This window comes from Sphingomonas sp. GW821-FHT02B09, assembly GCF_059421875.1.
The window spans coordinates 22764-44933 of sequence record NZ_JBWKVV010000013.1 but is presented as its reverse complement, the minus strand read 5'-3'; the positions used below and the strand labels follow the sequence as shown (position 1 = coordinate 44933).

The window sequence follows — 22170 nt, the reverse complement described above, 5'->3', positions numbered from 1 at the left end:
ATGGCGCGGGGGCGGATCGCAGGCAGTCTGGCGCTGGCCGGCCTGACGCTGTCCGCCTGTATCCCGAGCGTCGATGCGCCGCCATCGGTGGAGCGCGCGCCGCCGCCGCAACGCGCCCCACAGTATAGCGAACCCCCGCCGCGCAACGAACCGCCGCCGCCGCGGTCCACCCCGCCCGTTCGCCACCTGCCGCCGACCCGTCCCGCCGCACGCGGCGACGTGGCGATGCCGCGCACGGCGCGCCCGGCGTGGGAGGCACGGCCGGTCACGCCCGATGCGCGGGTCGTCGCCGAGCAGAGCTATGTCGTCGCGCCCGGCGATTCGCTGCGCCGCGTCGCCGAGCGTACCGGCGCGGGATCGGAGGCGATCGCGCGCGCGAACGGGCTGGCGCCGCCCTATACGATCCGCGCCGGCCAGCGGCTGACCATCCCGGGCGGGCGCTATCACCTCGTCCGTCCCGGCGAGACGGGCATCGCCATCGCCCGCGCCTATGGCGTCGAATGGTCGCGCATCGTCGCCGCCAATGCGCTCGAGGAACCCTATGTGCTGCGCGCCGGGCAGCGTGTGCTGATCCCCGGCGATCCCGGCGCCGCGCCAAGCCGTGCCGATCGCGCGGCGGCGTTCAAGCTCGACATCGACGACATCCTGACCGGTGGCGAGCCCGCGGCGGCACCGCGTCAGGCCCCTGCCAAGCCGGTCGCCAACCCCGGCCGCGTGCTGCCGCCGACCGCCGTCGTCGCGGCACCGGCACGGTTGCAGGGCGGCTTCGTCTGGCCGGTCGACGGCAAGGTCGTCCGCCGCTTCGGGCCGGGCAAGAGCGGCGAACGCAACGACGGGATCAAGATCGCGGTGCCGGTGTCGACGCCGATCCATGCGACCGCCGACGGGGTCGTCGCTTATGCCGGTGACGGCATCGCCGCGCTCGGCGGGCTCGTCATCGTCCGCCACGGCAACGGCTGGACCAGCGTCTACGGCCATGCCGCCAAGCTGCTCGTCCAGCGCGGGCAGAGCGTCAAGCGCGGCCAGACGATCGCGCTGTCGGGCGACACCGGCTTCGCCGACCAGCCCGAACTGCATTTCGAATTGCGCAAGGGCCGCACACCGGTCGATCCGCAAAGCCAGTTGCCGAGGCGGTGACGTCCCGCCGCCGCGGAGGGTGACGGACGCCGCAACGCTTGCTAACCGCACGCCATGACCTACCAGTCCGATCTGCTGAGCACGCTCGCCTCGCGCGGCTATATCCACCAGCTCACCGATGCCGCCGCGCTCGATACGCTCGCGGCGAAGACGGTGGTGCCGGGCTATATCGGCTTCGACCCGACCGCGCCGTCGCTCCACGTCGGCAGCCTCGTCCAGATCATGCTGCTGCGCCGGCTCCAGCAGACCGGCCACAAGCCGATCGTGCTGATGGGCGGCGGTACCGGCAAGATCGGCGATCCCAGCTTCAAGGACGAGGCGCGCAAGCTGCTCGGCGAGGATGGCATCAAGGCGAACGTGGCGTCGATCAAGCGGATCTTCGAGCGCTTCCTGACCTTCGGCGACGGCCCCACCGATGCGGTAATGGTCGACAATGCCGAATGGCTCGACCGGCTGGAATATATCCCGTTCCTGCGCGACGTCGGCCAGCATTTCTCGGTCAACCGGATGCTGTCGTTCGACTCGGTCAAGCTGCGTCTCGACCGCGAGCAATCGCTGAGCTTCCTCGAATTCAACTATATGATCCTACAGGCCTATGACTTCCTGGAGCTGTCGCGGCGCGCCGGCTGCCGGTTGCAGATGGGCGGCAGCGATCAATGGGGCAATATCGTCAACGGCATCGAGCTGGCCCGACGCATGGACGCCAGCGAGGTGTTCGGCGTCACCACGCCGCTGATCACCACCGCGGACGGCGGCAAGATGGGCAAGACGATGGCCGGTGCGGTGTGGCTGCACGAGGATCAATTGCCGCACTTCGATTACTGGCAGTTCTGGCGCAACACCGACGATCGCGACGTCGGCCGCTTCCTGCGATTGTTCACCGACCTGCCGCTCGACGAGATCGCGCGTCTGGAGGCGTTGCCGGGGGCGGAGATCAACGAGGCGAAGAAGGTGCTCGCCAACGAGGCGACCGCGATGTGCCGCGGTCGTGCGGCGGCGGACCAGGCGGCGGAGACGGCGCGGCGCACCTTCGAGGAGGGCACAAGCGGCGATGCCTTGCCGAGCGTTGCGGTATCCGGCGAGTCGATCGCGGTGGTCGATGCTTTGGTCGCGCTCGGCTTCGCCAAGTCGAAGGGCGAGGCACGGCGGCTGATCGCCGGTGGCGGCGCGCGCATCGACGGCGAGAAGGTGAGCGACGAGGCGGCGACGATCGCGCTCGGCGAGGCCGAGGTGCGGGTGTCGGCGGGCAAGAAGCTGCACGGGCTGCTCACCCCGGCACGGTAAGGACTCGTAAACGCATCACCCTGTAGGTATAAGTCCGAAATGGTCTGGAGTAGGATCGTTTCGGAGGAGTCTGGTGGTGATTGCAGCGACCCTGTCCGACGACCGCAGCGAACCGCGCGACGAGGTGCATCATCGCAGCAGCGCGATGCTCGCCGACGAGCGTCGAGTCACGGTGCTGATCGTCAACCTGTCGCCATCGGGTCTGATGATCCGCAGCGACGTGGCGGTGGGTGCCGGCGACTGGCTCTTCATCCGGCTGCCCGCGGTGGGCGACGTCCGCGTCGTCGTGCGCTGGGCGCTGGGCGGCCGGATCGGCTGCCAGTTGGAGCGGCCGATCCCCGCGAACCGCTATCATGCCGTGCTGGGGGCGATGGCAGGATAGCGGTTCCTGCGGGATCGCGGCGCTCCCGCTTTGTCCTCCCCCTTGCGGGGCGGGGCAATCGCAGATGACTATTCGGAGTTTTGCGACGGTATTTACATCCCCGTCATGCCGGACTTGATCCGGCATCCCGCTTCTTCGCATCGTCCGAAGAAGCGGGACCCCGGCGCAAGGCCGGGGTGACGGATCGGGTTTGGCAAGTCGCCCGGGTCACTCGATCATTCATATGCGATAGCCCTGCCCACAAGGGGAGAGGATAAAGCACGCTTTCTCTGGGCGCGTCACCCCGATCGCAGCAGCGCGACCCCGGCATCGCGGTCGAATAGGTAGAGCGCCACGCGCGCCGCCTGCCCCCTTGGTCCCTCCAGCCCGCCGTCGCGATCGATCAGCAACCGGGCGTCGTCCTGCGCGCATTGCAGCAGGTCGGCGAGCATCTCGGGGAGCGCGAGGCGGAAGGTCACCTCGCCCGACTGGCGGGTGCCGAGCAGTTCGCCGCCGCCGCGCAGGCGCAGATCCTCCTCGGCGATGCGGAAGCCGTCGTTGCTCTCGCGCATCAGGGCGAGCCGGGCGCGCGACGTCTCGCTCAGCGCCGAACCGCGCAGCAGCAGGCAGCGCGACAGACCGCCGCCACGCCCGACCCGGCCACGAAGCTGGTGGAGCTGGGCGAGACCGAAGCGATCGGCATGTTCGATGACGATCAGCGTCGCATTGGGCACGTCGACGCCGACCTCGATCACCGTCGTCGCGACGAGCACGCTCAGCCGGTTGGCGGAGAAGGCTTCCATCACCGCGTCCTTCTCGGCGGGCTTCATCCGGCCGTGGACGACGCCGATCCGCTCGCCGAAGCGGTTGCGCAGCGTCTCGGCGCGCATCTCCGCTGCGGCGAGGTCGCTCTTCTCGCTTTCCTCCACCAACGGGCAGACCCAATAGGCCTGACCGCCGTCGGCCATATGGCGGCCGATCGCGTTGATCACCTCGTCGAGCCGGTCTTCGGAGACAACGCGCGTCTCGATCGGCTCGCGGCCGGGCGGCATCTCGTCGAGCCGGCTGACGTCCATCTCGCCATATTGCGCGAGCGTCAGCGTGCGCGGGATCGGCGTCGCGGTCATCGCGAGCAGGTGCGGCGGTGCCTTGCCCTTGGCCTGCAACAGCATGCGCTGCGCGACGCCGAAACGGTGCTGCTCATCGACGACGACGAGGCCGAGGTCCTTGTAGCCGACCGCCTCCTGAAAGATCGCGTGCGTGCCGACGAGGATGTCGATCTCGCCGCTGGCGAGCGCCATCAGCGTCGCCTCGCGCGCCTTGCCCTTGTCGCGGCCGGTGAGGACGGCGATCTTGATCGGCAGGCCGGCGAGCAGTTTGCGCAGGCTGTCGTAATGCTGGCGGGCGAGGATCTCGGTGGGGGCGAGCATCGCGCCCTGCGCCCCCGCCTCGACCGCGATCAGCAGAGACATGGCGGCGACCAGCGTCTTGCCCGAACCGACATCGCCTTGCAGCAGCCGCAGCATCGGCGCGGTCTGGGCGAGGTCGCCCTCGATCTCCGCCACCGAGCGGGTCTGCGCGCCGGTCGGCGTGTAGGGCAGGCGCAGCAGGTCGCGCAGCCGGCCGTCGCCGACCAGCGCCCTGCCCCGCCGCTTGCGCGTATCGGCGCGGACCAGCGTCATCGCGAGCTGGTTGGCGAAGATCTCGTCATAGGCGAGGCGTTCGCGGGCGGTCTTGTCGGCGGGGTCGGCGTGGATGCGCTGCAAGGCCTCGCGCCAGTCGGGCCAGCCGCGCTTGGCCTTGAGGCCGGGCTCGATCCACTCCGCCAGCTCGGGCGCGCGCTCGATCGCCTGCGCGGCGAAGCCGGCGAGACGGCGCGAAGTCAGGCCTTCCGACAGCGGATAGATCGCCTCGCGCTCGCGGAAGACCTCGTCGGGTTCGCCGAGGTCCGGGTGGATGATCTGGAGCGTCTCGCCGTAGCTTTCGAGCTTGCCCGACACGCGACGCGGCTCGCCGAGCGGCAGCAGCTTCTTCACCCAGCCCGACGAGCCGCCAAAATACACTAAGTTCACGCTATTGCCGGCCGCGTCGGTGGCCTGGACGCGGGTCGGGCCGCGTCCGGCGCTCGTCTTATAATCGCGTGGAATCAATGTGATAGCGATGATGCGGCCGGCATCGGCGACATCCAGCGCGTCGCGCGGCAGGCGATCGATCCAGCCGCTGGGCAGATGGAAGGCGACGTCGACGACGCGGGCGAGGCCGAGCCGGTCGAGCGGCTTGGCGAGGCCGGGGCCGACCCCCTTCAGGGCGGTGACCTCGGCGAACAGCGGATTGAGGATATCGGGGCGCATGACTACATGACCGCTATACCGTACCCGACCGCCGCGGCCAGCGGTTGCCGGGCGATTTGCATGGGATTGTCGATGGATCACGCCACCCGCCTCAAGCGCATGAAGTTCCGTGCCTGGCATCGCGGCACCAAGGAGGCCGATCTGATGATCGGCGGCTTCTTCGACGCGCACGGCGCGGACTGGACGCCGGAACAGCTCGACTGGTTCGAAACGCTGCTGGAGGAGCAGGATGTCGACATCATGGGCTGGGCGATCGGATCGCTGCCCTGCCCGCCCGAATGGGACGGGCCGATGATGATGCAGATGCGTTCGCTGAGCTACGTGCCGGTCAGCCGCTGATCGCATGACCAATGTTCCTGCGCAGGCAGGAACCCGGAGCGGCAGACGATGTCGCTCGTGACCCTGGGCTCCTGCGTTCGCAGGAGCACGATAACAGAAGACCATGCCTTGCCCGATCTGAAGACGATCCTGTCCGCCAAATCCCCGTTGACGCTCGCCGGCGTGCCCGCCGGGTTCCAGCCGTCGCTGCTCGCCGATCTCGCGCGCGCCACGGCGCATAGCGGCAAGGGCGGCCGTGCGGTGTTCGTTGCGCCGGACGATGCGGCGATGCGCGCGGTCGCGGCGACGGCGGCGTTCTTCGCGCCCGAGCTGGAGGTCATCAGCTTCCCGGCGTGGGACTGCCTGCCCTATGATCGCGCCAGCCCGACGCTGCGCATCATGGCGGAGCGGATCGCGGCCTTGTGGCAGTTGCAGCGACCGAAGAAGACGCCGCAACTCGTCCTCACCACCGCCAATGCGGCGACGCAGCGCGTGCTGACGCCGTTCCGCATCCGCCAGCTCGTCGCGACGCTGGAGCCCGGCGCGCGGATCGATCGCGACGATCTCGCCCGGCTGTTGCAGGCGAACGGCTATGTCCGCACCGAAACGGTCCACGACCAGGGCGAATATGCGGTGCGCGGCGGCATCCTCGACCTGTTCCCGAGCGGCGAGGAACAGGCGCTGCGCCTCGACTTCTTCGGCGACGAGATCGAGACGGTGCGGACCTTCTCCCCCGAGGACCAGCGTACCACCGGGCGGATCGACGGCTTCACGCTGCTGCCCGCGTCGGAAGCGCTGCTCGACGAGGAATCGATCAAGCGCTTCCGCACCCGCTATCGCGACAAATTCGGCGCCACCGCGACCGGCGATCCTTTGTATCAGGCGATCAGCGACGGGCGGCGGCTCGCCGGCATGGAGCATTGGCTGCCGCTGTTCGAGGAGAAATTGGCGACGCTGTTCGACCATCTCTCCGCCGACGACGTGGTGGTGCGCGACTTCGGCGTCACCGGCGCCGCCGAGGGGCGGATGGAATCGATCGCCGATTATTACGAGAATCGCCAGCGCGCCGAGGCGGCGCAGCCGGGCAGCTATCGGCCGCTCGCCGCGAAGACGCTGTATCTCGACGCCAAGGAATGGGCGGCGAGCCTCGATGCGTCGCGTGCGCATCTGACGACGCCGTTCCACGAGCCGGAAAGCGCCACCGTACTGGACTTCGACGTCGACGGGCCGCGCGACTTCGGGCCGGAGCGATCGGCGAGCGCCAACGTCTACGAGGCGGTGGTCGACCACCTCAAGGGCTTACGCAAGGCGGGCAAGAAGCCCATCCTCGCGAGCTATTCGGTCGGTGCGCGCGAGCGGCTGGGCAATCTGCTCAAAGACCATGGCCTCCACGGCGGCAAGGCGGCGGACAGCTGGCAGGAGGCGCTGGGCGTCGCCGATACGGGCAAGTCGGCGGGCGTCGCGCTCGTCGTGCTGCCGCTCGACCACGGCTTCACCGCGCCCGACGTTGCGGTGCTCACCGAGCAGGACATGCTCGGCGACCGACTGGTGCGGCGCGCCAAGCGCAAGAAGTCCGCCGACGCCTTCCTCGCCGAGATCGCGGCGCTGACGCCGGGCGACCTCGTCGTCCACAGCGATCACGGCATCGGCAAATATCTCGGCCTGACCTCGATTCCCGTCGGCAAGAGCCCGCACGATTGCGTCGCGGTCGAATATGCCGGCGGCGACAAATTGTTCGTGCCCGTCGAGAATCTCGAAGTGCTGTCGCGCTACGGCTCGAACGAGGAGGGTGCGAGCCTCGACCGGCTCGGCGGCGAGGCGTGGCAGCGGCGCAAGTCGAAGATGAAGGAGCGGATCCGCGAGATCGCGGGCGAGCTCATCAAGACCGCCGCCGAGCGCGCGCTGCATCCCGGCGACGTGCTAGAACCCGATGTCAGCGGCTATCCGAGCTTCGTCGACCGTTTCCCCTATGCCGAAACCGACGATCAGGATCGCGCGATCGAGGACGTGCTCGGCGACCTGTCGGCGGGCAAGCCGATGGACCGGCTGATCGTCGGCGACGTCGGCTTCGGCAAGACCGAGATCGCGCTGCGCGCCGCCTTCGTCGCGGCGATGGCGGGCAAGCAGGTTGCGGTCGTCTGTCCGACGACGCTGCTCGCGCGCCAGCATTACAACAATTTCAGCGCCCGCTTCGAAGGCTTTCCGATGAACATGGGGCGGCTGTCGCGGCTCGTCCCCGCGGGCGAGGCCAAGGCGGTCAAGGAAGGCCTCGCCGGCGGCACGGTCGACGTCGTCATCGGTACGCATGCGTTGCTGGCGAAGAATATCGACTTCAAGCGCCTGGGCCTCGTCATCGTCGACGAGGAACAACGGTTCGGCGTGACGCACAAGGAGCGGCTGAAGGCGCTGCGTGCCGACGTGCATATGCTGACGCTGACCGCGACGCCGATCCCGCGCACGTTGCAGATGGCGATGAGCGGCATCCGCGAGCTGTCGGTCATCCAGACGCCGCCGGTCGACCGGCTCGCGGTGCGCACCTACGTGATCCCCTGGGACCCGGTGGTGCTGCGCGAGGCGCTGCTGCGCGAACATTATCGCGGCGGGCAGAGCTTCATCGTCACGCCGCGCGTCGCCGACCTGCCCGATCTGGAGGAATATCTGCGCAACGAGGTGCCGGAGATCCGCTACGTCGTCGCGCACGGCCAGATGAGCCCGACCGAGGTCGAGGAACGGATGAGCGCCTTCTACGACAAGAAGTTCGAAGTGCTCGTCTCGACGACGATCATCGAGAGCGGCATCGACATCGCCTCGGCAAACACGATCATCGTCAACCGCGCCGACCGGTTCGGGCTGGCGCAGCTCTATCAGCTGCGAGGGCGGGTCGGCCGGTCGAAGACGCGCGCCTATGCCTATCTGGTGACGCCGCCCGAGCGGCAGATGACCGAGACCGCGGAAAAGCGGCTCAAGGTGCTGTCGGATCTCGACTCGCTCGGCGCGGGGTTCCAGCTCGCCAGTCACGATCTCGACATCCGCGGTGCGGGCAATCTGCTCGGCGACGAGCAATCCGGGCATATCAAGGAGGTCGGCTACGAACTCTACCAGTCGATGCTGGAAGAGGCGATCATGGACGCCAAGGCGGGCGGCATGGCGCTGCGCCCGCGCGACTTCTCACCGCAGATCACGGTCGATGCGCCGATCCTGATCCCGGACGATTACGTGCCGGACCTCGATTTGCGGATGGGCCTGTATCGCCGCTTGAACGAGCTGGAGGACAATCGCGAGATCGAGGCGTTCGCCGCCGAGATGATCGACCGGTTCGGGCCGCTGCCCGACGCGACCGACAATCTGATCCGGGTGATCGAGATCAAGCTCAATGCGAGGAAGGCGTGTATCGCCAAGATGGACGTCGGGCCGCGCGGGGTGCTGGTCGGCTTCCACGACGATACGCCGCCCAACGTTCCCGGGCTGCTGGCCTATGTCGAGCGGCTGAACGGCGTCGCGAAGCTGCGGCCGGACAGCAAGCTGGTGCTGCAACGGGCGTGGCCGGATGCGAAATCGCGGCTGCATGGCGCGCTGCAATTGTCCAAGGGGCTGGCGAAGGCGGCGGGGTGAACGGCTCGCGGCCATGCGCCGTTCGCCCCGAGCTTGTCGGTGGGCGTGAGCCTCACCTGCCCTTCGACAAGCTCAGGGCGAACGGAGGTGGGTGCGGTGGTTGGAGGGTCTGGTGAAGGCAGCGGAGTAGTCATTCCTCCCGCCGACAGATCGTGCCGTCGGGTACCTCATCGAAGCTCCCGCCCCATCCTCCCCCTCCACCCCTCGGCTCGCGCCGAGCGGTCCCCCTCCCCCTGGCGGGGGAGGATTTGATCGTGCCGGCTGCGAGGATTGGTTGCGCACGCCAAAGCCTAGTCCTCCCCCGCCAGGGGGAGGTGGCACCGCGAAGCGGTGACGGAGGGGGAGGACAGGCGGGAGCTGGCTGATCGAACGCCGCCCTATTCCGCTCAGCTGCTGTGGTCCGAGACGATCTTCCAGCCGGCCGCCTGCCGCTCGAACAGCAGCGAGGTGACGCCGGCATCCTGCTTGCCGCCGGGATAGTCGAGCAGCCACTTCGCCCAGAGCATCCGATGATTCGCGTCGATCCGGCGGAAGCCGAGCATGCGGAACGACAATCGCCCCCGCGCGGCAGGATCGGCACCGTAAGTCTTCGCATAGCGCGCGGCGATCGCCGGCTTGCCGCGGACGAGGCCATCCTTGGTGACGAACACCGCATCCTCGGCATAGACGGCGAGGAAGCGCGGCATGTCGCCCGCGCTCCAGCCGGCGGCGCTGTCGGTCATCGCCGCGGTGATCGCCGCCTCCGCGGTCGTCGGTGCCGCTGCTGCGGCGAGCATCATCGGTACGATCAGCATCGCGTCCCCTCCACCATCGCCGCGAGCGCCGCCTCGTCGAGCGGCTCGGCGAGCCAATAGCCTTGTAGATAGGCGCAGCCCTCCGCGGCGAGCAAAGCGCGCTGGGTGTCGGTCTCCACCCCCTCGGCGATCACCGGCAGGTCGAGCGAGCGCGCCAGCGTCATCACCGCGCGCACCACGCCGCGCTGCCGCGCGGTCGCGGCGATGCCGCAGGCGAGCGCCTTGTCGAGCTTGAGATAGTCGAGCGGCAGCGCGGTGAGATAGGCGAGGCTCGAATAGCCGGTGCCGAAATCGTCGAGCGCCACCCGCACCCCCGCCGCGCGCAACGTGGCGAGGACCTCGGCGGCAGCCTCCAGATTGCGGATCGCGCCGGTCTCGGTGATCTCGACGGTGAGGCGGTCGAACGGCACGCCGCTCGCCGCGACCCGGTCGAGGAACAGCGCGGCGAAGCCCGGCCGGCCGAGGTCGCCGGCGGTGAGGTTGAGCGAGACGCGCAGGGCCGACAGCGCGGCGGGCCAGGCGGCGACGCGGGCGAGCACCAGCCGCTGGATGTGATCGGACAGAGCGATGCCGAGGTCGGCGCGGTCGGCGGCGGCGAACAGCGCGTCGGCGCCGAGCGGGCCGAGCCGGCCGTGATGCCAGCGCGCCAGCGCCTCGACGCCGGTGATCGTCCGCGCATCGATCCGCGCCTGCGGCTGGAACAGCACGTCGATCTCGCCGCGTTCGATCGCGAGATGAAGGTCGATCGCCAGCGAATCGAGCGGCGCGGCGCCCTCCGGACCGGCGACGCGGATCATCGCGCCGTCGCTCGCCTTGGCGGCGACCAGCGCCTCGCCGGCGCGGCGGAGCAGCCGCGCGGCATCGTCGTCGGGGCCGCTCGCCGCCATGCCCCAGCGGCTGCCGAGCACCGCCTGGCGCGCGCCGACCAGCAGCGGCTGGGCGAGCGCGGCGTCGAGCGCGGCGGCGAGCGTGGCGAGCGTCGCCGGCGCCGCGGCGGCGGCGACGATCATGTCGCCGCCGGTCGGCGCGGCGACGAAGCCGGCCGGGCCGAGCAGCGCCAGCGTGATCGCCTCGACCCGCGCGCGCGCCGCGGCGATCAGCGCGTCGCCGACTGCGCGGCCGCGCGCCGCATTGAGGATGTCGAGCCGCGACAGCGCGATCATCAGCACGCCGACCGGCGTGCCCGCGACGAGGCGGCTGCCGATCCAGGCTTCGGCATCGCCCGCCTCGACGCTGATGCCGATGCCGCGCCCGCGGCGCTCGCCGGGCTCGCGTGGCGGCGTGCGGGCGGCGAAGCGGATCGCCTGGTGGAGCTCGGCGGGATCGCCGCGGTCGATCAGAAAGTGGGTGGCGCCGGCGACGTGGAGTTCGTCGAGCGCCGCGCCGTCGTCGACCACCGCGAGCAACGCGCCGCCGGTCGCCCCGGCGAGACCGCCGAGCGCGCGGACGCCGGCGAGGGCGCCGGCGGGATCGCCGCGGCCGTCGACCAGCAACAGCGCCGGCCGGCTCGCCAGCGCGCGTGCCGCGACCCCCTCGCCGCCCTCGTCGGCGACGATCCGCCAGCCGGGCAGATCGCCGACCGCGGCGTCGCCCGCACTGCGGGCCGCGCCCGAAACGATGAACAGCGTCGCCCGCTCGGCCTCGATACCCATTGCCCCCTGCCTAAGCCCCTGACCGCAAAGCGGCAATGGCAGGTGGTGGCGATCTGTCGAACGGGAACGGACTTGTCGCTGGACGGTTGACCGCCTAGCTCCATCCTATGACCAGCGTTCTCCCCCAATCCGCCGCGGCGCTGGTCGATCCCCAGGGTCGCACCATCCGCTATCTGCGCATCTCGGTCACCGACCGGTGCGACCTGCGCTGCCGCTATTGCATGGCCGAGCAGATGACCTTCCTGCCGCGTGCCAAGCTGCTGAGCCTCGACGAAATCGCGATCATCGCCGAGCGGTTCATCGCGCGCGGCGTGACCAAGATCCGCCTGTCGGGCGGCGAGCCGCTGGTGCGCCGCGACGTCGGCGATCTGGTGCGGCGGCTCGGCCGCCACGTCGGCGCCGGGCTCGACGAACTGACGATGACGACCAATGCGACGCGGCTCGACCAGCATGCGCAGGAGATGGTCGACGCCGGCATCCGCCGGATCAACGTCAGCCTCGACAGCCTCGACGCCGCGCGCTTCCGCTACATCACCCGCCACGGCGACCTCGACCAGGTGCTGCGCGGGATCGCCGCGGCGAAGGCGGCGGGGCTCGCGGTCAAGATCAACATGGTCGCACTCGCCGGGCTCAACGAGGCCGAGATCCCGGCGATGCTGCGCTGGTGCGTCGAAGAAGGTCACGATCTGTCGCTGATCGAGACGATGCCGCTCGGCGCGATCGACGAGGATCGCACCGATCGCTTCGTGCCGCTGACCCGCGTGCTCGCCGACCTACAGACGCAATTCGCCCTGCACCGCGACGCGCATCGCACCGGCGGCCCGGCCCGTTACTGGCGGGTCGAGGGAACCGATACGAAGCTCGGCCTGATCTCGCCGCTCACCGCCAACTTCTGCGATGGCTGCAACCGCGTGCGGCTGACCACCGAGGGCAAGCTCTATCTGTGCCTCGGCCACGACGATCAGGTCGATCTCAAGGCGGCATTGCGCGACGGCGGCATCGACGGGCTCGACGCGGCGATCGATCTCGGCCTCACCCGCAAGCCGGCGCGGCACGATTTCCGCATCGGCCGCGACGCCGCGCCCGCGGTCGCCCGCCACATGAGCGTCACCGGCGGATGAGCTACGAGCGGCGGGCGCTGGTCGCCTCCCCGACGGCACCCGCGCAGGCCGCGGCGGCGGAGCTTGCCGACGCGCTCGACTGGGTCGATCCCGCCGAGGCCGACGTGATCATCGCGTTGGGCGGCGACGGTTTCATGTTGCAGACGCTGCACGGGCTGCTCGACCGGCGCGCGGCGCCGGTGCCGGTGTTCGGGATGAACCTCGGCACGGTCGGCTTCCTGATGAACGAATGGCGCCGCCACGGCATCGGCGAGCGGCTCGACCGCGCCAAGTCGTTCAAGGTGACGCCGCTCGCCGCGACGATCACCGGCATCGACGGCCGCGTCCATCGCGCGCCGGCGATCAACGAGGTGTCGCTGCTGCGCGAGACGCGGCAGACCGCCAAGCTGGAAGTGACCGTCAACGACCGCGTCGTCATGCCCGAACTCGCCTGCGACGGTATCCTCGTCGCGACGCCGGCGGGGTCGACCGCCTACAATCTGTCGGCGCAGGGGCCGATCCTGCCGCTCGGCTCGAACATGCTGGCGCTGACCCCGATCAGCCCGTTCCGGCCGCGGCGCTGGCGCGGCGCGATCCTGCCCGACAAGGCGCGGATCACGCTGCGCGTGCTCGACCCCGCCAAGCGCCCGGTCTCGGCGGTCGCCGACCAGCGCGAGTTCCGCGACGTCGCCGAGGTGGCGATCTGCATGGACCGCGCGCGCGAGCTGACCTTGCTGTTCGACCCCGAGCACGCGCTCGACGACCGCATCACGATGGAGCAGTTCGTCTCCTGACACGAAGCTGTGGAAAAAGGTGACAACGGGGTTGCACTCCGATTTCTGGCGGCTATAGACCCCCTCCACGACGCAACGTTCCCTGATAGCTCAGCGGTAGAGCTCTCGACTGTTAATCGAGCGGCCGTAGGTTCGAATCCTACTCAGGGAGCCATTTCCCCCCATTGCGGGGTCGGCGTCGGTCTAACCCCCTCCCCATATACGTGCCTCGGCAGAGCACCGGACGGCTGGTGGACACCGCCTGATAGGCAGCGGGCAATGCAGGGCCGTGCTCACCCAGATTCGGTGGTCGCTCGCGAATGGTTGGCCATCGTTCTTCAGCTCTTCGGCAGGGCATAGGCCAGCGTGTAATCGCCGTAGCGTGTGCCCAGCGCACCATGTCCGCCCGCAGTGATCACGACATACTGCCGCCCGTCCCGCCCTCGATAGGTCATCGGGGTGGCCTGTGCTCCAGCCGGCAACCTGGCCTTCCACACCACCTTTCCGGTATTGAGATCGAAGGCCCGTAGGTACTGGTCCGTCGTCGCGCCGATGAACGCGAGCCCGCCCGCGGTGATGATCGAGCCGCCGAGATTGGGCACGCCCGTCTTGATCGGCACGCCGAGATGCGAGCCGAACAGCCCGGTATCGCGCGCGGTGCCGAGGGCCTTCTTCCACAGGATCTTGCGGGTGCCGAGGTCGACCGCGGTCAAATGGCCCCAGGGCGGCGCGACGCAGGGTGCGCCGAAGATGCCGACCCACGCCTTTACGACCGCGACATAAGGCGTGTTGTACTGTGTCTGAAGCTGCGCCTGCATGGCATTCTCGCCTCCCTGCTTCTGCTTCATCAATTGGGCGACGCGCGGATCGTCGCGGCGCATCAGCCACAGCTTGAACGGCATCTCCATCGTGTTGACCGTCATCACGCCGCGCACCGGATCGACCGCCGCGCCGCCCCAGTCGGTGACGCCGTCGAACGCGGGATGACCGATGATCGGCCTCAGCCCCATGGGCTGGTAGATGCCGGCCCCTTGCGCTCGCCGAATGTCGATGCGGCAAAATAACTGATCGATCGGCGTCGCACCCCATGTCGCCACCTCCGTCGGCGCGGGCGGAGTGAAGCTCGGCATGCCGGTCGAGAAGGGCTGCGTCGGCGACACGCGCACCCCCGGCGTCGCTCCGTCGGTGCGCACCGGCTTCTCGGTGATGGCCGCGATCGGCGCGCCGGTCAGCCGGTTCAGGAAGAACACCTGCCCCATCTTGGTCGTCTGGATCAGCGCCGGGATCACCTGTCCGTTCGGCGCACGATAGTCGAACAACGAGGGGCCGATCGGCAGATCCATGTCCCACATGTCGCGATGGACGAGCTGGCGCGTCCAGCGCAGCTTGCCCGACGCGATGTCGAGCGCGACGATCGACGAGCCGAACCGGTCGTCGAACGGCCGGCGATATCCGATCCAATAGTCGGGCGAAGCGTTGCCCGTGCCGAGGTAGACGATCCCGTTGGCCGCGTCGGCCGTGATCGCACCCCAGACGTTGGGCGTGCCCCGCGTGTAGGTCTGTCCGGCCGGCAGCGGCGCGATCGCGTCCTGCGAGCGGCCGACGTCCCACGCCCAAACCGGCGCACCGGACACCGGATCATAGGCGCGCACGACGCCCGAGGGGATGTCGCGGTTGACGTTGTCGATGATCCGCTCGCCGATGATCAGCCGGTTGTTTACGACTACTGGCGGCGTGGTGCCGATCTGATCCGAAGGCTTCGACGTACCCATGTTGGTGCGCAGGTCGATCGCACCGCGGTTCGCGAAGCTCTCGCACGGGCGGCCCGTATCCGCGTCGAGCGCGACGAGCCGGGCATTGAACGTGGGGGCGAAGATGCGATGCGGACACGGCGTTCCTGACGGTGCCTCGAAATAGGTGACACCCCGACAGACCAGGTAGTTATTGCCCTGTATCGGCGCGTCCTCGTGCCAGCTCCACTTCGTCCTGCCGGTCGTCGCGTCGATCGCCTGCACGAACGAGTGCGGCGTGCAGGTGTAGAGCGTGTCGCCGATGTGTATCGGTGTCGCTTCCGAATGATATTCGCGTTTGTGCTCCTTGCTCTCGGCCGCGGCGGGGAGGTCGCCGGTGCGCTGCGTCCAAGCAAGTTGCAGGCGGCCGACATTCTGCGGCGTGATGTCGGCGAGCGCCGAAAAGCGTCGTCCCGACGGCGTGCCGCCATAGTCGCGCCAGTCTCCGTCGGCCTCGCCCGTCGGCGCGAAGGAAAGCGCAGCGCCTTGGTTGGCATCCTGTGCCTCGACGCCATCGCCGTGCACCATGGTGCCGCCGATGCCGAGTACGAGCAGGACCGCCGCCGCGGCGGGCACGGTGTGCGCCCGTGATCGCCACGATCGCGACCGCCATCCAGTCAGCAGCACCAGCGCCAGCAGGACGGTCGGCGCTACCAAGCGCGGGACGAGTTGCAACCCGTCGAACCCGACCTCCCATACCGCCCAGATCAGCGTGCCTATCCAGAGGCCCACGAACAACATACGGCCGAGCCGAGCGGCGCGGCCAAGCAGCGCGCCGCTGACCACCATCGCGATGCCGACCACCAGATAATATGGCGACCCGCCGAGCGAGGCGAGCACGCCGCCGGCGACGGCGAACAAACCGCCGAGAATGGCCACACACCATGCGATCGCCAGCCGGTAGTGCCGAGCCATTGCCATTCCCTTTCGAACTGTTTCCCGTTCAACGCGCGAAGAGGGTGAAGTTTCAGACGAGCCTCTCGACCGGCGACGAGCTTACCCAACGCCGGCTGAGAACGGCCGGGTGATCGACTGGACCGTCCGTAACCCACGATCCTCGGCGGACGGTGAGACCGCGGAATGGACCTTTCACTATAGTTGGCGCGGCGAGGAAAAGAGTTTCGACGGCGCCACTATCGCGAAGCTGTGCGACGGCAGACTGGCACACCTGCGTGAGTACGCGACGACGGCAGAACTCTATGATTGGCGAGGAGAGTGGCGCGCCGTCCGAGTGGCCGTACGATGACCCACGCGCGATATGGCACGGTCATCTGTCACACCAGCCGTGTCACCGCGTGCAAGCCCGGATCGGCGGAGCTAGACGCGATCCAGATGTCGACATCACCGGGCTCGATCCGTCGCGCGCCCGTGCCATCCACTATCGCCAGATCCGCCGGGCCGAGGGGCAAGGCGACGGCCCGGCTTTCGCCTGCGTCGAGGGTCACATGGGCGAAGCGCTTCAACTGCCGCACCGGCCGGGCGAGGCTGGCGACGCGCTGACGCACGTACAGCTGCACGAGATGCGTCCCTCGCCGTGCGCCGATGTTGCGGACGGTGACGACCACGTCGCTCGCGTCCGCCAGCACGGGCGGGGCGATGACGGTCTCGAGCGCGAATCGCGTGTAACCGAGGCCATGGCCGAACGCATAACGCGCGGCATCCGGTGCATCGCGCCACCTGCCCGTACCACCCTGTGGCTGCGGTTCGGCTGGTGGCGGCCGCCCCGTGGGGAGCCGATCGTAGGACCAGGGCTCCTGACCGGTTGCGAACGGGAAACTCACCGGCAGCCGGCCGGTAGGCTCGACGTCGCCGAACAGGATGTCGGCCAGCGCCGGCCCCGTCTCGCAGCCGAGAAACCAGGTCGCCAGAATCGCAGGCGCTGCCGCCACCGCTCCCTGCAGCGCGAGCGCCCGGCCGTGGCGCAGCAGCACGACGATGGGTCTGTCCGTCGCGGCGACGGCATCGGCCAGCGCCTGTTGGGCAACCGGTATGGTGATCGATGTGCGGCTGTTCGCCTCCCCCGACATGTCACCGCCTTCGCCGATCGCGAGCAACACGATATCGGCGCCCCGCGCAGCCGCGACGGCGCGATCGATCCCGCCGGGGATCGGCGCCTCGATCCCGCTGCCCGGCTCCACGATCAAGCGTGTCGGGGCGGTGATCCTGCCGCGCAGCGCGGTGGCCAGATCGATGCCCGTGCGCCGGTAGCCGGCGAAGCTCCAGGGGCCGTCGAGTTGCGCCGGGTCGTCACCGAACGGTCCGATCAATGCGATACGCTTGGTTGCGGACGACAGCGGCAGCAGGTCGCCATCGTTGCGGAGCAGAACGACCGCACGTGTGGCGGCTTCCCGTGCCAGCGCGCGTGTCGCCGACGTGCCGATCCGGGTCCGTTCCGCGGCACGGTCGAGCGAGCGAAATGGTCGATCGAACAGCCCCAACCGCATCTTCAGCCCCAGGACGCGCCTTACCGCCTCATCGACCCGCGCCATCGGCACCCGTCCTGCCGCGACCAATGCCGGCAGATGCGCATTGTAGAGGCCGCTTTGCATGCTGACATCCGTACCCGCCAGAATGGCCCGCCGCGCCGCGTCGGCTCCGTCGCTGGCGGCGCCATGCGCGATCAGCTCGAGATCCGCTTGATAGTCCGAGACGCACGGCCCGCGGAACGCCAGCTCGTCGCGCAGCAAACCGGTCAGCAGCGGGCGGTTGGCGGTGGCGGGTATGCCGTTCACGTCGGTAAAGCTCGCCATCACCGCGCCGGCACCGGCTGCAAACGCCGCGGCGAACGGCGGGACATGGACGGCTCGTAGCGTCGCGGACGACACGTCCACCGCGCCATATTCCATGCCTCCGGCGACGGCGCCATAACCCGCGAAATGCTTGGGGGTGGCGCAAAGCGCATCGTCCGCCGACAGATCGTCGCCCTGAAACCCTCTTACGCGCGCCGCGGCCAGCACGCAGCCGAGATGGACGTCTTCGCCGGCGCCTTCGGCGACCCGGCCCCAGCGCTGATCGCGGGCGACGTCGACCATCGGTGCGAACGTCCAGTGGAGGCCGCCCGCGGTCGCCTCGGATGCCACCGCCCGTGCGATCCGTTCCGACAAGGCAGCATCAAACGCCGCCGCCTCCCCCAGCGGGATCGGGAAGATCGTCTCATAGCCGTGGATGACGTCGGCTGCGAAGACCAGTGGAATGCCGAGCCGGCTCTGCAACGCCGCCCGTTGCGCCTTGCGGGCGCCCGCGACGCCATGGCCGTTGAACAGCATGCCGATCTGCCCCGCGCGGATCGCCGTCAGCATCGCAGCGGCGTCGCGCGCAGCCTCACCCGGATTGGTCGGTCGACCGAGCGGCCGGATCGTATCGGAGAAGCAGGACAACTGCCCCGCCTTCTCCTCGATCGTCATGCGCCCGATGAGGTCGTCGATCCGATCCTGCGCCTCCCGGGCGAGCGCAGGCCAAGCCGGCAGCGTCGACATGCCCAATAGAACAGATCGGCGGGAAACCATGGCTCTCTCCGCATGTGGGACCAGTGGGACGAATGTCCGAGACCGGCTCCCTTACGAGCACCGCGATCGCGTCGCGCATGCACCCTGCCGGAAAGGCTACCGACAATCCTGCCAATGTCGAGCCGTCGTTCATCTACCAAGATCGACGATTTCGGCGCCGGTATCGCCGCTTGCCCGGCGTTACGGCTCGGGCGGACTGCTACCTGAATCGGCTGCTGGTCGAACGTAGCCATCCAGAAAAACCTGATGCGATGGCAAACCGTCGACGGACCGCGCGATCCTCGTGCGCATATCCCGCAAGGCGGATCGCAGTTGATCGGACGGCATCAATCGGACCAGCGGGTGGTGGCTCGCGGCGGCAAGGCGCTGGCCGAGCATCACCTGCAGCCACGACGCGACGCGGAAGAGGTCGTGATCAGCCTGATAGGCGTTGGCGCTGTCGCGGAAGAGCGCGATGCGGTCGTACAGACTGTCAGGGATCGCCATCGCTCTCCGGTCGCGCCAGAAAGGCTCGTCGCGGCCGGTGAGATGATAGTGGAGGATGATGAAGTCGCGCACGCCCTCGATCTCTTGGGCGGCCTGAACGTTGAAGCGGGCGATGGCCGAGGCGCTTGGCCGCTCGCTCGGCAGCAATTGCAGGAAGCGCGTCAGCGCGATCATGATGAGGTGGATGCTCGTCGATTCGAGCGGTTCGACGAACCCGCTCGCCAGGCTGAGCGCGACGCAATTGTGCTGCCACGCCGCCTTGCGCCGGCCGGTGCGGAAGCGGATCAGCCGTGGCTCGATCAGCGCCGCGCCCTCGACCGTCGCCAACAGGCGCGCGTGCGCGGCATCGTCGCTGAGATAGTCGGCGCAATAGACCAGCCCGTTGCCGACGCGATGGTGCAGCGGGATCTTCCACCGCCAGCCGGCATCGTGCGCGATCGCCCGCGTGTAGGGGCACGCCGGGCCGGTCGCCTCGGTCTGCATCGCCAGCGCGCGGTTCGTCGGCAGCCAGTCGCCCCAATCCTCGAACCCGACGCCGAGCGCCTCGCCGATCAGCAGCGCGCGGAAGCCGGTGCAATCGAAGAACAGATCGCCGGCGACGGCCGTGCCGTCGTCGAGGATCAGCGTGGTGATATCGCCGCTTTCAGTATCGCGGACGACCCGGTCGATCTTGCCTTCGAGCCGGCGCAGGCCGTTCGCCTCCGCCTTGCCGCGGAGGAACCGCGCATAGCGGCCGGCATCGAAATGATAGGCGTAGTTGAGCGCCGGCGTCCCGCCGATGGCGAAGCGGTCGGCCGCGGCGGCCTCATGCTCGTAGCAATAGGACCCGAACGGTTCGGCGACGCCGCGCGCCTGCGCCTCCAGCCAGAAATGGTGGAAATCGCTCATCCATGTCGATTGGCCGACATCGCCGAACGAATGGATGTAGCGGTCCCCCTCGCGCGCCCAATTCTCGAACGATATCCCCAGTTTGAAGCTGGCGCCGGTCGCCTGCATGAATTCGCGTTCGTCGACGCCGATCAGCGCGTGGAAGGCGCGGACGGTCGGGATGGTCGATTCACCGACCCCGACGGTGCCGATCTCGTCCGATTCGACCAGCGTGACGTCGGCGAACGGACCGAGCTGGCGGGTCAGGATCGCGGCCGCCAGCCAGCCCGCGGTGCCGCCGCCGGCGATGACGATGCGGCGGGGCGTCGCCGGCCCGTTCATCGGTTGATCCGTTGCAGCAATTGGGCGCGCAGCAGGCGCGCCGCACGCGCGTCGAGCGGGGCGAGCGCGCCCTGCGCCGGCGCGGGCAGATGTGCGGCGGCACGACCGGATTCGCCAAAGACGTAATAGTCGAACATCGCCGCCCAGGCCGCCTTTTCGGGCGCAGGGCGGTCGCGCAGGCTGAGCAGGGCGTGCAGGATCGTCGTCATCGGCGAGTCCATGAAAGCCGGCGCCGTATTCCACCAATAATTGATCATGACGTTGAAGTCGGACAGCGCCTCGACGTGATGCCACCACAAAGCGGGGTAGACGACCGCATCACCCGGCTCCAGCTCGGCGACGCGGGCATGCCGCCGCGCTTCGGCAAAGGCCGGGAAGCGATCGAGATCGGGCGCGCGAAAGTCGACCAGCGAGACAACCTGCCCGCCCGGCGTGGGCTCGAGCGGACCGGGATAGAGGTTCGCGATCTGGTCGGGAGGGAAGAGCGTGAACCGCCGCCTGCCGACGGCGACGCAGGCGATGTTGTTCGACATGTCGTAATGCGCCGAGGCGATCGTGCGCGTGCCGATCCAGATGCTGCGCAACGCCTGCCCGAACGCCGCCTCGTCCAGCGCCAAATCGTTGCCGGCCGCTGCGAGGCCGGGAAAGAATTGACCGAGGTCGGTCGAGCCGACGTAGAATGCGGCGCCCGCCTCCGTGCCGGCGAGCATGCGGCGGAGATAGGCGGCGAGGTCGACGCGCTCCGCCGCGAAATCGAGGCGCGTCAGGCTCTCGTCGTAGAAATAGCGGCCGCCCGCTCCCGCCGGCGCGGTGTAGCCGACACCCGGCCGACCGCTATAGAAGGACAGCAGATAGTCCGCCGCCGCCGCATTGCCTTGGCGGCCGGCGGCGACGAGCGGCCAGTCGCGTACCAGGCCGCGCACGATCACCGGCTCGCCGCGCCGGACGAGGGCGTCGGGATCGAAGGCGGCGTCCGTGGCCGCCACCTCCGCCACGCGCCGGTCGGTGATGGCGGCAGCGCTCACCGGCCCGCCTGCCGCGCTGCCTTCAGCGCGATCAGCCGCTGGACGTTGCCGAGCGATGCCGCGGCGAATATCGCGTCTTCGAGCAGGCCGTGACGGTGCAGACGCTCCAGCGTTTCACCGGACAGACCGGCGAGCGCCTGACGGTCGACGGTGAGGATATCGGGCACCTCATAGGTCCGATCGTCGTCGAGCGAGATTTGCAGCGTGATCGCGCGCAACAGTCCCGCGTCGCGCCACGCCGCGCAGATCGCCGCGGTCGTTTCCATACCCTGGAAGATCGTCCGCAGCACGTCGGTCATATGGTCGAGCAGCGGCGCGTTGCCGCCATGCTCCTTGAACAGGGGCAGGCCGTCGGGCGCGCCGACCCGCGGATCGTCCAGGTCGACATGCACCATCGGTTCGTCGTCGCCGCTTGTGGCCGTCTTGCCGACGGCGATCGAGAAGGGTCCGCGGCGCTGGAAGACGGGGACATAGTCGCTCGTCCAGCGATCGCCCGCGAGGAACAGATTTTCGTCACGGTCGAGACCCAGCAGCGCATACGGCTGTAGAGCCCCGTTCTCCTCGCGGAAGATGATCGGGAAGACGCGCTGCGCCTCCTCGAATTCGGACGGGAAGATCGGCAGTTGGTTGACGCCATCGCCGAACGCCGCGCCAGCGCGGATCGCGACGCGCAGATCGGCATGATCGATATTGTTGAGCAGCACGCGGTTCATCGCCGTCAGCATCTCTCTTGGTAAATCGTGATCCTGTCCCTGCCGATGGCGTACCGTGC

General features: G+C 68.9%; 15 protein-coding genes and 1 tRNA gene. 8 read left to right on the top strand and 8 right to left on the bottom strand.

The window, feature by feature from the left end; translation table 11 throughout:
• The 3 genes from AC07U4_RS23625 to AC07U4_RS23615 all read left to right on the top strand — a co-directional run bounded on the left by AC07U4_RS23625 (position 1) and on the right by AC07U4_RS23615 (position 2803).
• A complete protein-coding gene (locus tag AC07U4_RS23625) occupies positions 1-1137 on the top strand; it encodes a peptidoglycan DD-metalloendopeptidase family protein (protein WP_495197391.1) in 1137 nt (378 codons plus the stop codon).
• Between the two features lie 54 nt (positions 1138-1191).
• Positions 1192-2421 (top strand): tyrosine--tRNA ligase, encoded by a 1230-nt coding sequence (gene tyrS, locus AC07U4_RS23620; RefSeq protein ID WP_495197390.1) that lies wholly within the window; start codon positions 1192-1194, stop codon positions 2419-2421.
• 76 nt (positions 2422-2497) lie between these two features.
• Positions 2498-2803, top strand: a complete 306-nt coding sequence (locus AC07U4_RS23615) for a PilZ domain-containing protein (RefSeq protein WP_245640787.1) — start codon at positions 2498-2500, stop codon at positions 2801-2803.
• Between the two features lie 278 nt (positions 2804-3081).
• Here the strand turns inward: AC07U4_RS23615 and recG are convergent, their stop codons facing one another.
• Positions 3082-5133: an ATP-dependent DNA helicase RecG gene (recG, locus tag AC07U4_RS23610; protein WP_495197389.1), complete on the bottom strand. Its 2052-nt coding sequence runs from the start codon at positions 5131-5133 to the stop codon at positions 3082-3084.
• Between the two features lie 72 nt (positions 5134-5205).
• Between recG and AC07U4_RS23605 the strand changes: the two genes are divergently transcribed.
• Entirely contained in the window at positions 5206-5472 is a 267-nt protein-coding gene (locus tag AC07U4_RS23605; RefSeq protein ID WP_038658272.1) for an FAD assembly factor SdhE, read from the top strand.
• Positions 5473-5580: 108 nt separating this feature from the next.
• Positions 5581-9063 (top strand): transcription-repair coupling factor, encoded by a 3483-nt coding sequence (gene mfd / locus AC07U4_RS23600; protein WP_495197388.1) that lies wholly within the window; start codon positions 5581-5583, stop codon positions 9061-9063.
• A gap of 386 nt (positions 9064-9449) precedes the next feature.
• On the opposite strand, the gene AC07U4_RS23595 is transcribed toward mfd, so the two are convergent.
• Both AC07U4_RS23595 and AC07U4_RS23590 read right to left on the bottom strand, forming a co-directional pair.
• Positions 9450-9857: a YybH family protein gene (locus tag AC07U4_RS23595; protein WP_495197387.1), complete on the bottom strand. Its 408-nt coding sequence runs from the start codon at positions 9855-9857 to the stop codon at positions 9450-9452.
• On the bottom strand, positions 9851-11509 hold the full coding sequence (locus AC07U4_RS23590; protein WP_495197386.1) for an EAL domain-containing protein: 1659 nt from the start codon (positions 11507-11509) through the stop codon (positions 9851-9853). Before AC07U4_RS23590 ends, AC07U4_RS23595 begins: the two co-directional genes overlap by 7 nt.
• Before the next feature lie 107 nt (positions 11510-11616).
• On the opposite strand from AC07U4_RS23590, the gene moaA reads away from it, so the two are divergent.
• From moaA to AC07U4_RS23575, 3 genes are all read left to right on the top strand, one after another.
• On the top strand, positions 11617-12630 hold the full coding sequence (moaA, locus tag AC07U4_RS23585) for a GTP 3',8-cyclase MoaA (RefSeq protein ID WP_495197385.1): 1014 nt from the start codon (positions 11617-11619) through the stop codon (positions 12628-12630).
• Positions 12627-13403, top strand: coding sequence for an NAD kinase (locus AC07U4_RS23580; RefSeq protein ID WP_038658258.1), 777 nt, complete (start codon positions 12627-12629; stop codon positions 13401-13403). Before moaA ends, AC07U4_RS23580 begins: the two co-directional genes overlap by 4 nt.
• A gap of 79 nt (positions 13404-13482) precedes the next feature.
• A tRNA-Asn gene (locus tag AC07U4_RS23575) sits at positions 13483-13557 on the top strand.
• 163 nt (positions 13558-13720) lie between these two features.
• On the opposite strand, the gene AC07U4_RS23570 is transcribed toward AC07U4_RS23575, so the two are convergent.
• The 5 genes from AC07U4_RS23570 to AC07U4_RS23550 all read right to left on the bottom strand — a co-directional run bounded on the left by AC07U4_RS23570 (position 13721) and on the right by AC07U4_RS23550 (position 22123).
• A complete protein-coding gene (locus AC07U4_RS23570) occupies positions 13721-16087 on the bottom strand; it encodes a membrane-bound PQQ-dependent dehydrogenase, glucose/quinate/shikimate family (RefSeq protein WP_495197384.1) in 2367 nt (788 codons plus the stop codon).
• Between the two features lie 359 nt (positions 16088-16446).
• Positions 16447-18678: a glycoside hydrolase family 3 N-terminal domain-containing protein gene (locus tag AC07U4_RS23565; RefSeq protein ID WP_495197383.1), complete on the bottom strand. Its 2232-nt coding sequence runs from the start codon at positions 18676-18678 to the stop codon at positions 16447-16449.
• A gap of 180 nt (positions 18679-18858) precedes the next feature.
• On the bottom strand, positions 18859-20373 hold the full coding sequence (locus tag AC07U4_RS23560; RefSeq protein ID WP_495197382.1) for a tryptophan halogenase family protein: 1515 nt from the start codon (positions 20371-20373) through the stop codon (positions 18859-18861).
• Positions 20370-21398, bottom strand: a complete 1029-nt coding sequence (locus AC07U4_RS23555; RefSeq protein WP_495197381.1) for a cupin-like domain-containing protein — start codon at positions 21396-21398, stop codon at positions 20370-20372. The genes AC07U4_RS23560 and AC07U4_RS23555 overlap by 4 nt, the downstream gene beginning before the upstream one ends.
• The gene (locus AC07U4_RS23550) at positions 21395-22123 is read right to left on the bottom strand and encodes a SapC family protein (RefSeq protein ID WP_495197380.1); all 729 of its coding nucleotides are present in this window, start codon (positions 22121-22123) and stop codon (positions 21395-21397) included. The genes AC07U4_RS23555 and AC07U4_RS23550 overlap by 4 nt, the downstream gene beginning before the upstream one ends.
• Positions 22124-22170 lie beyond the last annotated feature (47 nt).

What these genes read in the sequence shown, in the direction of transcription:
- AC07U4_RS23570 (WP_495197384.1), bottom strand. Translation starts at nt 16,087, where the DNA reads ATGGCTCGGCACTACCGGCTGGCGATCGCATGGTGTGTGGCCATTCTC.
- AC07U4_RS23625 (WP_495197391.1), top strand. Translation starts at nt 1, where the DNA reads ATGGCGCGGGGGCGGATCGCAGGCAGTCTGGCGCTGGCCGGCCTGACG.
- recG (WP_495197389.1), bottom strand. Translation starts at nt 5,133, where the DNA reads ATGCGCCCCGATATCCTCAATCCGCTGTTCGCCGAGGTCACCGCCCTG.
- AC07U4_RS23560 (WP_495197382.1), bottom strand. Translation starts at nt 20,373, where the DNA reads ATGAACGGGCCGGCGACGCCCCGCCGCATCGTCATCGCCGGCGGCGGC.
- AC07U4_RS23565 (WP_495197383.1), bottom strand. Translation starts at nt 18,678, where the DNA reads ATGGTTTCCCGCCGATCTGTTCTATTGGGCATGTCGACGCTGCCGGCT.
- AC07U4_RS23605 (WP_038658272.1), top strand. Translation starts at nt 5,206, where the DNA reads ATGGATCACGCCACCCGCCTCAAGCGCATGAAGTTCCGTGCCTGGCAT.
- moaA (WP_495197385.1), top strand. Translation starts at nt 11,617, where the DNA reads ATGACCAGCGTTCTCCCCCAATCCGCCGCGGCGCTGGTCGATCCCCAG.
- AC07U4_RS23550 (WP_495197380.1), bottom strand. Translation starts at nt 22,123, where the DNA reads ATGCTGACGGCGATGAACCGCGTGCTGCTCAACAATATCGATCATGCC.
- AC07U4_RS23595 (WP_495197387.1), bottom strand. Translation starts at nt 9,857, where the DNA reads ATGCTGATCGTACCGATGATGCTCGCCGCAGCAGCGGCACCGACGACC.
- tyrS (WP_495197390.1), top strand. Translation starts at nt 1,192, where the DNA reads ATGACCTACCAGTCCGATCTGCTGAGCACGCTCGCCTCGCGCGGCTAT.
- AC07U4_RS23580 (WP_038658258.1), top strand. Translation starts at nt 12,627, where the DNA reads ATGAGCTACGAGCGGCGGGCGCTGGTCGCCTCCCCGACGGCACCCGCG.
- AC07U4_RS23590 (WP_495197386.1), bottom strand. Translation starts at nt 11,509, where the DNA reads ATGGGTATCGAGGCCGAGCGGGCGACGCTGTTCATCGTTTCGGGCGCG.